Raw genomic sequence first — 13,374 nt, forward strand, 5'->3', positions numbered from 1 at the left:
GTTAACGGGAGGCAGGGTGGATACCAGCTTGGTGTACGGTATTGGCGGCGTGGTCATCGGCATGCTGCTGGGGTGGTTGATCGCCAACCTGAGGCAGCAGCAGAACCAGGCGCATCACGAAACGGAACTGCGTTTGCTGGAGCAGTCGCTGCAGCAGGCGCAGCAGGAGATTGCGGCGCGCCAGGAGGCGGCGCAGCGGCAGGAGCAGCAGCTGCGGCAAAACGATTTGGACCTGCGTAATCTGCACGGGCAGTTCGCCGCAGCGCGGGAGAAGCTACAACAGCTTGAACACTGGCGTGGCGAGTGCGAGCAGCTCAACCAGGAGCTGCGCGCCCAGCGCGAGGTCAACAGCATGCAGGAGGCCGAATTGCGCGAGGTGACGATTCGCCTGGAAGAAACGCGCATGGCGGCCGAAGAGAAACAGCGGCTGCTGATCAACAGCGAGCAGCGGCTGACCACCCAGTTTGAGAATCTGGCCAACCGCATCTTCGAACACAGCGGCCGCAAGGTGGATGAACAGAACCGGCAGAGTCTGGATCGGCTGCTGCTGCCGCTGCGCGAACAGTTGGACGGCTTCCGTCGTCAGGTACAGGACAGCTTTGGCCAGGAAGCGCGGGAGCGCCACACCCTGACTCACGAGATACGTAATCTGCAGCAGCTGAATGCGCAGATGGCGCGTGAGGCGATCAATCTGACCAAAGCGCTGAAAGGCGATAACAAAACTCAGGGCAACTGGGGCGAGGTGGTGCTCAGCCGGGTACTCGAGGCCTCCGGCCTGCGGGAAGGGCATGAGTATGAAACACAGGTGAACGTGCGGCTGGACCATCAGAGCCGTATGCAGCCTGATGTGATCGTACGTCTCCCGCAGGGGAAAGACGTGGTGATCGACGCCAAAATGTCGCTGGTGGCCTATGAGCGATACTTCAACAGCGAAGATGAGGCGGAGCGCGAAGCCGCGCTGAGTGAGCATATCGCCTCCCTGCGCGGACATATCCGGCTGCTGGGACGGAAGGATTACCAGCAACTGCCGGGGCTGCGCTCGCTGGACTACGTTCTGATGTTTATTCCGGTAGAGCCGGCGTTCTTGCTGGCTATTGACCGCGAGCCTGAGCTTATCAGCGAAGCGCTGAAGCACAATATCATGCTGGTCAGCCCGACAACGCTGCTGGTGGCGTTACGTACCATCACCAACCTGTGGCGCTATGAGCACCAGAGCCAGAACGCCCAGCGCATTGCCGACCGCGCGGCGCGGCTGTACGACAAAATGCGCCTGTTCGTTGATGATATGTCGGCGTTGGGGCAAAGTCTGGATAAAGCGCAGGGCAGCTATCGGCAGGCGATGAACAAACTCAGCGAAGGCCGTGGTAATCTTATCGGTCAGACCGAAGGCTTCCGCGCCTTGGGGGTTGAGGTGAAGCGGCCGATAAACCCGCAGCTGGCGCAGCAGGCCAGCGAGCAGGATCGGCAAGGCGCACAGGCAACCGATGACGCCGCCGGTGCGCTGCCAGGGGCAGAGGCAAAAGATGCTACCGACCAGACGTCGCAGGGATGAACGCTGCGGCGAGGTGGGGTATTTCGTGGGGTTCTGGTACACTCCACAACTACAAAATTGACTGAATAGCAGGCAAGACAATGGCAGATCAATCGCAGGAAACCACAGATTTCGGTTTTCGTACCGTAGCACGTGAAGAAAAACAGGCCATGGTGGCCGATGTTTTTCACTCGGTAGCGGCCAAATATGACGTAATGAATGACCTGATGTCATTCGGCATTCATCGGGTCTGGAAGCGTTTTACCATTGATTGCAGCGGCGTGCGCCGCGGTCAGCGCGTTCTGGATCTGGCCGGCGGCACCGGCGATCTGGCCGCCAAGTTCTCGCGCATGGTCGGGGAACAGGGGCAGGTGGTGCTGGCGGATATCAACGAATCCATGCTGAAGATGGGGCGTGATAAGCTGCGCGATCGCGGCATTGTCGGCAACATCAACTACGTGCAGGCCAATGCTGAGGCGCTGCCGTTCCCGGATAACTATTTCGACTGCATCACCATCTCTTTCGGCCTGCGTAACGTCACTGATAAAGACAAGGCGCTGCGTTCGATGTTCCGCGTGCTGAAGCCGGGCGGCCGTCTGCTGGTGCTGGAGTTTTCCAAACCGCTGTTGGCACCGCTGAGCAAAGCCTACGACGCCTACTCCTTCCATGTACTGCCGAAAATCGGCGAGCTGGTGGTGAAGGATCCGGAAAGCTACCGCTATCTGGCGGAATCCATCCGTATGCATCCCGATCAGGAAACCCTGAAAGGCATGATGCAGAACGCCGGCTTCGACAACGTCAGCTACTTCAACCTGACCGGCGGCATCGTCGCACTGCACCGGGGCTTTAAGTTCTGATATGGACATGCCGATGCTGTTAACCCCGCTGCTGACCGGCGTGTTGGAAACGTCGCTCAATAGCCTGCTGTTCCGCGATCGCAGCATGAAGGCCGCGCGTCAGCGTTTGGCCGGCAAGGTGCTGCGGATTGAACTGCAGGAGTTTTCTGCGCCGCTGGTGCTGATTTTCAGCGAACAGCGGGTCGATGTGCTGGGGCAATCCGAAGATGCAGCCGACTGCACGGTGCAGACGCGTATTCCGGTGCTGCTGAAATTGCGTGACCGTCAGCAGCTGTCGCCGTTGATGCGCAGCGGCGAGCTGGTTGTCGAAGGCGATATTCAGGTGGTGCAACAGCTGGTCGGGCTGCTGGATTTGGCGGAGTGGGATCCGGCAGAGTGGCTGGCGCCCTACATCGGCGATATTGCCGCACAGGGTATTACGCAGGTGATGGGCAAAGGCGCCTGTCTGCTGAAGTCCGGTCTGCAGAGCCAGCAGCGCTACGTGGCGGAAACGCTGACCGAAGAGTGGCGCGTTGCGCCGGGGCCGCTGGAAGTGGTGTGGTTCAACGAAGAAGTGGACGCCGCAACCCGCAGTCTGGAAGCCTTGTTGGCCCGCATGGACAAGTTGGAGGGTAAGCGATGACCCCTGGCGAATTACGCCGCCTGTACTTTATCGTTCGCGTTTTTCTTAGCTACGGCCTGGATGAGCTAATCCCTAAAATGCGTCTGACCCTGCCGCTGCGTTTTGGCCGGCGTTTACTGTTCTGGATGCCGAACAAACACAAGGATCAGCCGCTGGGCGAACGTCTGCGTTTGGCATTACAGGAACTGGGCCCGGTGTGGATCAAGTTCGGCCAGATGATGTCGACGCGGCGCGATCTGTTCCCGCCGCACATTGCCGACCAGCTGACGCTGCTGCAGGACCGCGTAGCGCCGTTTGACGGCGCGCTGGCGCGCAAGCATATCGAATTGGCGCTGGGCGGGCCGCTGGAAGAGTGGTTTGACGATTTTGAACAACAGCCTTTGGCGTCGGCGTCGATTGCGCAGGTACATACCGCCCGCCTGAAAACCACCGGCAAGGAAGTGGTGCTGAAGGTGATCCGGCCTGATATCGGGCCGATTATCAAAGCCGACGTGCGCCTGATGTACCGCCTGGCCGGTTGGGTGCCGAAACTGTTGCCGGACGGTCGCCGCCTGCGCCCGCGCGAAGTGGTGCGCGAGTATGAGAAGACCCTGCTGGACGAATTGAACCTGCTGCGTGAAGCGGCGAATGCCATTCAGCTGCGGCGTAACTTCGACGGCAGCCCGATGCTTTACGTGCCGGAAGTCTATTCCGATTACTGCCGCGAGAGCCTGCTGGTGATGGAGCGTATCTATGGCATACCGGTGTCGGACATCCCGACGCTGGAAGCGCAGGGCACCAACATGAAACTGCTGGCCGAACGCGGCGTGCAGGTGTTCTTTACCCAGGTGTTCCGCGACAGCTTCTTCCATGCCGATATGCACCCGGGCAATATCTTTGTCAGCTATGAGCATCCGGAAGATCCCCGCTATATCGGCATTGACTGCGGTATCGTCGGTTCGCTGAACAAAGACGATAAACGTTACCTGGCGGAAAACTTTATCGCCTTCTTCAACCGCGACTACCGCAAGGTGGCGGAACTGCACGTCGATTCCGGCTGGGTGCCGCGCGATACCAACGTGGAAGACTTTGAATTCGCCATCCGCACCGTGTGCGAGCCGATTTTTGAAAAGCCGCTGGCGGAAATTTCGTTCGGCAACGTGCTGTTGAACTTGTTTAACACCGCGCGCCGTTTCAATATGGAAGTGCAGCCGCAGCTGGTGCTGTTGCAGAAGACCCTGCTGTACGTTGAAGGCCTGGGGCGGCAGCTTTACCCGCAGTTAGATCTGTGGACCACGGCGAAACCCTTCCTGGAAAGTTGGCTGCGCGATCAAGTGGGCATTCCTGCGGTTGTCCGCGCCCTGAAAGACAAGGCGCCGTTCTGGGCGGAGAAGCTGCCTGAACTGCCGGAATTATTTTATGATAGTTTGCAGCAGCATAAGCTGTTGCAACAAAGCGTTGATAAGCTGACCCATCAGATGCAGGCGCAGCGCGTCCGGCAGGGACAGTCGCGGTATTTGTTCGGCGTTGGCGCTACACTATTAGTAGGCGGTTCCATCCTGTTGCTGGGCGGTATCGAGGTACTGCCGGCCTGGATGATGGCCGGAGGGATCGTCGCCTGGATCGTGGGCTGGAAGCGCGCGAGCTGAATCTGTTTTTCGTGGACCCTGTTTACGCTTGTCAGCGTAATGTAAAAGTCGACGAGGAACTCGTAACCCGGTTAAAAGTTGCCGTATAATGCGGCAACGTTGAATAACCCCTGTAAATCTAGAGGTAATTGGAATGGGCGGTATTAGTATTTGGCAATTGTTGATCATTGCGGTGATCGTGGTGCTGCTGTTTGGTACCAATAAGCTCCGTACGCTGGGCTCCGATCTCGGCGCATCGATCAAGGGCTTCAAAAAGGCGATTGGCGACGACAACAACACCTCGTCAACCAACACGACGGAAAAAACCAGCCACGATGCTGACTTTGCGGCCAAGCCTATCGCGGATAAGCAGCCGGAAGTGAAAACTGAAGAGTCGAAGAACAAAGAGCAGGTATAAACCGTGTTTGACATTGGGTTTAGTGAGCTGCTGCTGGTACTGGTGATTGGTCTGGTTGTGCTGGGGCCGGAACGGTTGCCGGTTGCGGTAAGAACGGTTGCGGGCTGGATCCGTGCTCTGCGTTCTCTGGCGGCATCGGTGCAAAATGAACTCTCTCAGGAGCTGAAGCTGCAGGAACTGCAGGACAGCCTGAAGAAAGCGGAAAGTGCCGGTCTGCAAAATCTGACGCCGGAGCTGAAGGCGTCGATGGACGAGCTGAAAGAAGCGGCCGACTCGCTGAAGCGTTCGTATCAGCCTGGTGCTGATGCTGAAGCCAACACTATCCATAATCCACGGACTGACGAGCCTGAGGCGACGCATGACGACGTCATTACCGCAGAGGCGGCGAACAGCGCCGCGCCGGCCGCCATTGCGAAAGCTGTGCCGCCGGAAGCGCCAGCGACCTCGTCTGCGGCCAAGGCTCCCGTCACGTCTGCTGCGGACCACACCCCGGCATCCCACTCATCTAATGGCGATCGTTAAAACATGGCTGTGGAAGACACCCAACCGCTTATCAGTCATCTGATCGAACTACGTAAGCGGCTGTTGAACTCAATCATCAGCGTACTGGTGATCTTTATTGCGTTGGTATTCTTTGCCAATGATATTTATCAGCTGGTTTCTGCGCCGTTAATCAAGCAGTTGCCGGCCGGGGCGAGCATGATAGCCACCGACGTGGCTTCTCCTTTCTTTACCCCGATTAAACTGACGATGATTGTCTCGGTGTTCGTTTCGGCGCCGGTCATCCTGTATCAGGTCTGGGCGTTTATTGCGCCGGCACTGTATAAGCATGAGCGTCGCCTGATGATGCCGCTGCTATTTTCCAGCAGCGTCCTGTTCTATCTGGGTATGGCGTTTGCCTACTTTATCGTGTTCCCGCTGGCGTTCGGCTTCTTTGCCAAAACCGCGCCGGCCGGCGTATTGATTGCTACCGATATTAACAACTACCTCGACTTTGTGATGGCGCTGTTTATGGCGTTTGGCGTGGCGTTTGAGGTACCGGTTGCGATAATTCTGCTGTGCTGGAGTGGCGTCACCTCGCCGGAAGACCTGAAGAAGAAGCGTCCTTATGTGCTGGTCGGCGCCTTTGTGGTGGGGATGTTGCTGACGCCGCCGGACGTGTTCTCGCAGACGCTGCTGGCTATCCCGATGTATCTGCTGTTTGAAGTCGGCATCTTCTTTGCCCGCTTCTACGTCGGCAAGCGACGGCCGCAGCCGGAAGAAGAGGATGAGGGTGAAGAACACCCGACGTCTTGAGTTATTGTTATCGCCAAGCCGCCCTGATGGGCGGCTTCTGTTTTGGAAAAGCCATGTTTGATATCGGTGTTAACCTGACCAGTTCACAATTTGCCAAAGATGCCGCTCAGGTGGTTGAACGCGCCCGGGAAGCCGGCGTCACGGGGATGCTGATTACCGGCACCGACCTGCCGGAAAGTGAGGCGGCCAGCGCGCTGGCGCAGCATTACCGCGACTTCTGTTGGTCCACTGCGGGCGTGCATCCGCATCAGGCCAGCGGCTGGAACGACGATGTCGCTCAGCAGATAGGCGCATTGGCCGCCAGGGAGGAAGTGGTGGCTATTGGTGAGTGCGGGCTGGATTTTAACCGCAATTTCTCTACGCCGCAGGAACAAGAGGCGGCCTTTAGCGCGCAACTGGCGCTGGCGGCGGAGCTGGCGATGCCGGTGTTTTTACACTGCCGTGATGCGCACGCACGTTTTGTCGCATTGCTGGAGCCTTGGCTGGATAAGCTGCCGGCCGCCGTCGTGCACTGTTTTACCGGCAACGAAGAGGAACTGGCAGGCTGCCTGTCGTTGGGCTTATCCGTCGGCATTACCGGCTGGGTGTGTGATGAGCGTCGCGGCCTGGCGCTGCGCGCGCTGTTGCCGAAAATTCCCGTTGACCGGTTGCTGCTGGAAACCGACGCGCCGTATTTGTTACCGCGGGATTTGCAGCCAAAACCTGCGTCGCGTCGTAATGAACCCTGTTTTCTGCCCCATATCGTCCGTCAGGTGGCGACCTGGCGTCAGGAAGATGCGCAATGGCTGGCGCAGGAAACCGATCGTAACGCCCGCCGGTTATTCCGGTTGGCATGAGTCAGGAGAAGAGTATGAGCTATGCGTTTCCGGGCACTTTCCCGGGGCGTCGCATGCGTCGCGTGCGTCGCCATGATTTCAGCCGCCGCCTGGTGGCTGAAAATCAACTGAGCGTTAACGATTTGATTTATCCGGTTTTCGTGATGGAAGGCAGCCAACGTCAAGAGGCGGTCAGCTCCATGCCGGGTGTGTCACGTATGTCTATCGATCTGCTGGTCAAAGAGGCGGAAGCCATCGCCAAGCTTGGCGTGCCGGTGATATCGTTATTTCCGGTGATTGAGTCCGCGCAGAAATCTTTGCATGCGGAAGAAGCCTATAACCCGGATGGCCTGGTGCAGCGTACGGTGCGCGCCCTGAAAGATGCGGTGCCTGAGCTGGGGATCCTGACCGATGTGGCGCTGGATCCCTATACCACACACGGTCAGGACGGCGTGATTGATAGTGACGGCTATGTGATTAACGATGTCACCAAAGAGATTTTGGTGCGCCAGGCGTTGTCACACGCAGAAGCCGGCGCAGAAATCGTCGCCCCGAGCGATATGATGGATGGTCGCATCGGCGCCATTCGCGACAGTCTGGAGCAGCAGGGGCTGATCAATACGCAGATCATGGCCTACTCTGCCAAATATGCCTCTTGCTATTACGGCCCGTTCCGCGATGCGCTGGGCTCCAGCGGCAATCTGAAAGGCGGCAACAAAAAAACCTATCAGATGGATCCGGCCAATAGCGACGAAGCGCTGCAGGAAATTGCGCAGGACCTGCAGGAAGGCGCGGATATGGTGATGGTGAAGCCTGGCATGCCGTATCTGGATGTGGTGCGACGCGTTAAGGATAACTTTGGCGTGCCGACATTCGCCTATCAGGTTTCCGGTGAGTATGCGATGCATATGGCTGCAATCCAGAATGGTTGGCTGCAGGAGCAACCGGCCATTATGGAATCGCTGATGTGTTTCAAACGCGCCGGTGCCGATGGTGTGCTGACCTATTTCGCCAAGCGCGTGGCGCAGTGGTTGCATGACGAAGCGATGCAGCGCTGACAGAGCATAAAAAGGCGCCCTGCGGCGCCTTGTTTACATCTTTTCGAACTGGCGGTTATCCAGGCTTTGCGTCACCTGTTTGTTAATCAGGTTGAGCAGCAGCATGGAGCGCGCCTCGCCGTCTGGCTCGGTATAGATAGCCTGCAGGCCCTCGAACACACCGTCGGTAATCAGCACGGTATCGCCCGGCTGCGGCGTTTCCGGGTCGACATAGGTGTCGCTGGTATGGGTGCGCAGTTCTTCGATAACCGTCTGTGGAATGATCGTTGGCAGCGAACCGAAGCGGACAAAATGGCTGACGCCGCGGGTTGCGCTGATGGTTGTGGTGTGGATCCGCTCAGGATCGAACGCCACAAACAGGTAGTTGGGAAACAGCGGTTCGTTCACCGTGGTGCGCTTGCCGCGCACAATCTTTTCCAGCGCGATAACCGGGCTGAAGCAGCCCACCGCCTGTCGTTCCAAGTGTTCCTGTGCCCGCAAGAGCTGGCCGCGTTTACAATAGAGTAAATACCAAGATTCCATAATTTCACATGCCTTTCTGTCAGCCGTTAAGCATAGCAAAAGCCATTACGGATACCTAGGCCAAGCCCCACAATCGTGAAATGGGGTTAATCAGATATAACCAACGCCGCTGGCGTAGATCGTACTTAACCTGCGGCGTTTGATGTGCCGTCACACACATATCTGCCGCACCCGGGTATAACTGTAGGCGCAAAATTTGTTACCGTGAGCAGTATGGCAAAGCGCGGCGAGCGCCAATGTGATGTTATTCATCCTTCTTAGATAAGAGAGAGCAATGGAACTATTTCTACTGAGCAACGGTAAGCTTTCCGGGGAAGCGGAGCTGCTGGGCTACGCCAAAGAACAACTGCTGGAGATGGTTGCCCGTCGTCATCTCACCTCAGCGCTGCTGATTCCTTACGCGCTGATCCGCAGTGATTATGATGAGCGCGCGCAGGAGCTGACGCAGACGCTGGGCATTCCCGTCGCCAGCATTCACCACTCGTCATCGCCGGCGGCGGCGGTTGAACAGGCTGAATGCATTCTGGTCAGCGGCGGCAACAGCTGGCTGCTGAATCAGCTGCTGCATGAAAATGGACTGATCGTCCCCATTCAGCGAGCAGTGCGTGAGCGCAATGTGCCGTACGTCGGCTGGAGCGCCGGCTGTAATGTGGCGACGCCAAGCATTCGCACCACCAATGATATGCCGGTACGCAACAGCGTCGTATTGCCGTCGTTAGGGTTGTTCCCGCTGCAGATTAATCCGCACTATATCGATGCGCATATCAGTGGTCATATGGGGGAGACGCGCGATGAACGCCTGGCTGAATTCTGTGCGGTCAATCCGAGCGAATCCGTAGTCGCGCTGCGAGAGGGCAGTTTGCTGCACGTCCGTGATAATACACTGCGTTATGTCAGCGCCCGCAGCCAGGGCTACAAGCTGTTCCGCCATAACACGGCGACGCAGGAATTTCAGGATACGCTGGCGCTGCAGGCGCTGGTGCCGTTCGATTGCCACTGACAGCGCTGCGGCTCTGTTTAACAAAATTGCAGCATCAACCGTGAAGAGGGCTTATAATGCCCGCCTCACTGGCCGTTATAATGAACAGTATGAAATACCGTGACTTACGCGATTTCCTCTCATTGCTGGAAAAGAGAGGGGAACTAAAACGCATCAGCCAGCCCATCGATCCCTATCTGGAAATGACGGAAATTGCCGATCGCACTCTGCGTGCGGGCGGCCCGGCGCTGCTGTTTGAAAACCCGAAAGGCTATGACATGCCGGTGCTGTGCAACCTGTTCGGCACGGCGAACCGCGTGGCGATGGGCATGGGCCAGGAAGACGTCAGCGCGCTGCGCGACGTGGGCAAACTGCTGGCGTTTCTGAAAGAACCTGAGCCGCCAAAAGGCTTCCGCGATCTGTTCGACAAGATGCCGAAGTTCAAGCAGGTGCTGAACATGCCGACCAAAGTCTTGGGTTCAGCGCCGTGCCAGGAGCAGGTTTGGCAGGGTGATGATGTCGATCTTGGCCGCATCCCGGTGATGCATTGCTGGCCGGAAGACGCTGCGCCGCTGATTACCTGGGGGCTGACCGTGACCCGCGGACCAGAGAAAGAGCGGCAGAATCTGGGGATTTATCGTCAGCAGGTATTGGGCAAGAACAAGGTGATTATGCGTTGGCTGTCGCACCGCGGCGGCGCGCTGGACTTTCAGGAGTGGTGTCAGGCGCACCCCGGTGAGCGCTTCCCGGTTTCCGTCGCGCTGGGGGCCGACCCGGCCACCATTCTCGGCGCGGTGACGCCGGTGCCGGATACGCTTTCTGAATACGCCTTCGCCGGGCTGCTACGTGGCAATAAGACCGAAGTCGTCAAATGTATTTCCAACGATCTGGAAGTGCCCGCCAGCGCGGAAATCGTGCTTGAAGGCTATATTGAGCCGGGCGAAATGGCGCCGGAAGGGCCATATGGCGACCACACCGGTTACTACAATGAAATCGACCATTTCCCGGTATTCACCGTTACGCATGTGACGCAGCGTCGCGATGCCATTTACCATTCCACCTATACTGGCCGTCCGCCTGATGAGCCGGCGGTATTGGGCGTGGCGTTGAACGAAGTGTTCGTGCCGATTCTGCAAAAACAGTTCCCGGAAATCGTCGACTTCTACCTGCCGCCGGAAGGCTGCTCCTACCGCCTGGCAGTGGTAACCATGAAGAAGCAGTATCCGGGTCATGCCAAACGTGTGATGATGGGCGTTTGGTCGTTCCTGCGTCAGTTTATGTATACCAAGTTCGTGATTGTTTGCGATGACGACGTCAACGCGCGTGACTGGAATGATGTGATTTGGGCAATTACCACACGAATGGATCCGGCAAGGGATACCGTTATGGTGGAAAATACGCCGATTGACTATCTGGACTTCGCCTCGCCGGTTTCCGGGCTGGGTTCGAAGATGGGGCTGGACGCCACTAATAAATGGCCGGGGGAAACCCAGCGCGAGTGGGGCCGTCCGATCGTAATGGATGAAAAGGTGCGTGCGCGCATCGATGAGATCTGGGACGAGCTCGCAATCTTCAGTGACAGGGAACCGACGCTGTAACGTCAGCGCCCTGTTCTCAGTTTTGCATTGATGACCCGACAGAGGGAACGCATGACAATATTGAGCTGTAAAGTGACCTCCGTAGAGGCCATTACCGATACCGTTTATCGGGTACGTTTGGTGCCGGAAGCGCCGTTTTTATTCAAGGCCGGGCAGTATTTGATGGTGGTGATGGACGAACGCGACAAGCGTCCGTTCTCATTGGCGTCTACCCCGTCGCAGCAGGAATATATTGAGCTGCATATCGGCGCTTCAGAGCTGAACCTGTACGCCATGGCGGTGATGGATCGTATTTTGAAAGAGCAGGCGATTACCGTTGACGTACCGCATGGCGACGCCTGGCTGCGTGAAGACGGCAGCCGTCCGCTGGTGCTGATCGCCGGAGGAACCGGCTTCTCGTACGCACGATCCATTTTGCTGACTGCGCTGGAGCAGCAGCCGGAGCGCGATATCGCGATTTACTGGGGCGGCCGTGAGCTACAGCATCTGTACGACCTGAGCGAGCTGGAAGCGCTGTCGTTGCAGCATCCGAACCTGAAGGTGATCCCGGTAGTAGAACAGCCGGAACCTGAATGGCGCGGCCGCAGCGGCACGGTATTGAGCGCGGTGCTGCAGGATTACGGTTCGCTGGCCGAGCACGATATTTATATCGCCGGCCGCTTCGAGATGGCGAAAATTGCCCGCGAGCGCTTCTGCGCGGAACGTGGTGCACAGGCGTCGCGCATGTTTGGCGATGCCTTCTCGTTTATTTAAGCGGGATGCGGTACAGGTTGTAATATGGGGTGGCGCAAGCCGCCCTATTTTTTTGCTGGTTAAGCAGGGTGATAAAAAACCCGCCCCTGACAGGCGGGAAGCACGGCAACTAAACTGAGATGCCGACCCGGCGGGCCGGCAAAGGGTGTGTTATACGCGTTCGAACACGGTGGCGATGCCTTGTCCCAGGCCGATGCACATGGTGGCCAGGCCAAACTGCGCGTCGCGACGTTCCATCAGGTTCAGCAGGGTGGTGGAGATACGCGAACCGGAACAGCCCAAAGGGTGACCCAACGCAATGGCGCCGCCGTTCAGGTTCACTTTGTCGTCCAGGCTGTCCAGCAACCCCAGATCCTTGATGCAGGGCAGCGACTGTGCGGCGAAGGCTTCGTTCAGTTCAAACAGATCGATATCCTGCGTGGTCAGCCCGGCTCGCTTCAGCGCCAGCCGGCTGGCCGGCACCGGGCCGTAGCCCATGATGGACGGATCGCAGCCCACCACCGCCATAGAGCGGATGCGCGCACGGGCTTTCAGCCCCAGGGCTTTGGCGTGCGATTCGCTCATCAGCAGCATGGCGGAAGCGCCGTCTGACAGGGCGGAGGAGCTGCCGGCGGTGACCGTGCCGTTCACCGGGTCGAAGGCCGGGCGCAGCGCCGCCAGCGTTTCCACCGTGGTTTCCGGGCGGATCACTTCATCAAAATCATAGCGGGTCAGTACGCCATCGGCATCGTGACCGGTGGTGGCGACGATCTCCTGGTTAAAATGCCCGGCCTGGGTGGCGGCATAGGCGCGCTGGTGTGAACGCGCGGCGAACTCATCCTGCATCTGACGGCTGATGTTATGCATCTTGGCCAGCATTTCGGCGGTCAGCCCCATCATGCCGGCGGCCTTGGCGACCGAACGGCTGAGGCCGGGGTGAAAATCAATGCCGTGGTTCATCGGCACGTGGCCCATATGCTCGACGCCGCCGATCAGGCTGACCTGCGCATCGCCGACCATAATGGCGCGAGCGGCGTCGTGCAGCGCCTGCATGGAGGAACCGCACAGGCGGTTAACGGTAACGGCGGGCACCGTATGGGGAATTTCCGCCAGTAGTGCGGCGTTGCGCGCCACATTAAAACCTTGCTCCAGCGTTTGCTGTACGCAGCCCCAGTAAATATCGTCAATTGCGCCGGGTTCCAGCGCCGGATTGCGACTGAGCAGCGTACGCATCAGGTGGGCGGACAGATCTTCGGCGCGTACCTGACGGAAGGCGCCGCCTTTTGAGCGGCCCATCGGCGTACGGACGGCGTCAACAATAACTACGTTTTCCATCTTT

At 58.2% G+C, this 13,374-nt stretch carries 14 protein-coding genes; 12 read left to right on the forward strand and 2 right to left on the reverse strand.

Annotated features, from left to right (window positions below; translation table 11 throughout):
• Positions 1–16: 16 nt before the first annotated feature.
• From rmuC to hemB, 9 genes are all read left to right on the forward strand, one after another.
• Positions 17–1,552 (forward strand): DNA recombination protein RmuC, encoded by a 1,536-nt coding sequence (gene rmuC / locus CLM71_RS01205; RefSeq protein ID WP_105229406.1) that lies wholly within the window; start codon positions 17–19, stop codon positions 1,550–1,552.
• A gap of 80 nt (positions 1,553–1,632) precedes the next feature.
• Positions 1,633–2,388, forward strand: coding sequence for a bifunctional demethylmenaquinone methyltransferase/2-methoxy-6-polyprenyl-1,4-benzoquinol methylase UbiE (gene ubiE, locus CLM71_RS01210; protein ID WP_105229407.1), 756 nt, complete (start codon positions 1,633–1,635; stop codon positions 2,386–2,388).
• A gap of 13 nt (positions 2,389–2,401) precedes the next feature.
• Positions 2,402–3,010, forward strand: coding sequence for an SCP2 domain-containing protein (locus tag CLM71_RS01215; protein ID WP_105233187.1), 609 nt, complete (start codon positions 2,402–2,404; stop codon positions 3,008–3,010).
• Entirely contained in the window at positions 3,007–4,638 is a 1,632-nt protein-coding gene (gene ubiB, locus CLM71_RS01220; RefSeq protein ID WP_105229408.1) for a ubiquinone biosynthesis regulatory protein kinase UbiB, read from the forward strand. The genes CLM71_RS01215 and ubiB overlap by 4 nt, the downstream gene beginning before the upstream one ends.
• A 133-nt stretch (positions 4,639–4,771) precedes the next feature.
• A complete protein-coding gene (gene tatA, locus CLM71_RS01225) occupies positions 4,772–5,035 on the forward strand; it encodes a Sec-independent protein translocase subunit TatA (protein WP_105229409.1) in 264 nt (87 codons plus the stop codon).
• 3 nt (positions 5,036–5,038) lie between these two features.
• Positions 5,039–5,557 (forward strand): Sec-independent protein translocase protein TatB, encoded by a 519-nt coding sequence (tatB, locus tag CLM71_RS01230; RefSeq protein WP_105229410.1) that lies wholly within the window; start codon positions 5,039–5,041, stop codon positions 5,555–5,557.
• A 3-nt stretch (positions 5,558–5,560) separates the two neighbouring features.
• Positions 5,561–6,331: a Sec-independent protein translocase subunit TatC gene (gene tatC / locus CLM71_RS01235; protein WP_015344202.1), complete on the forward strand. Its 771-nt coding sequence runs from the start codon at positions 5,561–5,563 to the stop codon at positions 6,329–6,331.
• A 53-nt stretch (positions 6,332–6,384) separates the two neighbouring features.
• Complete coding sequence (gene tatD, locus CLM71_RS01240) at positions 6,385–7,167, forward strand: 3'-5' ssDNA/RNA exonuclease TatD (protein ID WP_105233188.1); 783 nt, start codon at positions 6,385–6,387, stop codon at positions 7,165–7,167.
• 14 nt (positions 7,168–7,181) lie between these two features.
• Positions 7,182–8,204 (forward strand): porphobilinogen synthase, encoded by a 1,023-nt coding sequence (gene hemB, locus CLM71_RS01245; protein ID WP_105229411.1) that lies wholly within the window; start codon positions 7,182–7,184, stop codon positions 8,202–8,204.
• A 33-nt stretch (positions 8,205–8,237) separates the two neighbouring features.
• Here the strand turns inward: hemB and rfaH are convergent, their stop codons facing one another.
• Positions 8,238–8,726: a transcription/translation regulatory transformer protein RfaH gene (gene rfaH / locus CLM71_RS01250; protein WP_105229412.1), complete on the reverse strand. Its 489-nt coding sequence runs from the start codon at positions 8,724–8,726 to the stop codon at positions 8,238–8,240.
• A gap of 274 nt (positions 8,727–9,000) precedes the next feature.
• On the opposite strand from rfaH, the gene pepE reads away from it, so the two are divergent.
• The 3 genes from pepE to fre are packed head-to-tail and all read left to right on the forward strand — an operon-like array spanning position 9,001 to position 12,056.
• Positions 9,001–9,726 (forward strand): dipeptidase PepE, encoded by a 726-nt coding sequence (pepE, locus tag CLM71_RS01255; protein WP_105229413.1) that lies wholly within the window; start codon positions 9,001–9,003, stop codon positions 9,724–9,726.
• A 56-nt stretch (positions 9,727–9,782) separates the two neighbouring features.
• The gene (gene ubiD / locus CLM71_RS01260; RefSeq protein WP_105229414.1) at positions 9,783–11,303 is read left to right on the forward strand and encodes a 4-hydroxy-3-polyprenylbenzoate decarboxylase; all 1,521 of its coding nucleotides are present in this window, start codon (positions 9,783–9,785) and stop codon (positions 11,301–11,303) included.
• Positions 11,304–11,354: 51 nt separating this feature from the next.
• Complete coding sequence (gene fre, locus CLM71_RS01265) at positions 11,355–12,056, forward strand: NAD(P)H-flavin reductase (protein ID WP_105229415.1); 702 nt, start codon at positions 11,355–11,357, stop codon at positions 12,054–12,056.
• Positions 12,057–12,206: 150 nt separating this feature from the next.
• On the opposite strand, the gene fadA is transcribed toward fre, so the two are convergent.
• On the reverse strand, positions 12,207–13,370 hold the full coding sequence (gene fadA, locus CLM71_RS01270) for an acetyl-CoA C-acyltransferase FadA (RefSeq protein ID WP_105229416.1): 1,164 nt from the start codon (positions 13,368–13,370) through the stop codon (positions 12,207–12,209).
• Between the last annotated feature and the right edge of the window lie 4 nt (positions 13,371–13,374).

Source organism: Serratia sp. MYb239, from assembly GCF_002966855.1.
GTDB classification, from domain to species: domain Bacteria; phylum Pseudomonadota; class Gammaproteobacteria; order Enterobacterales; family Enterobacteriaceae; genus Serratia_B; species Serratia_B rhizosphaerae.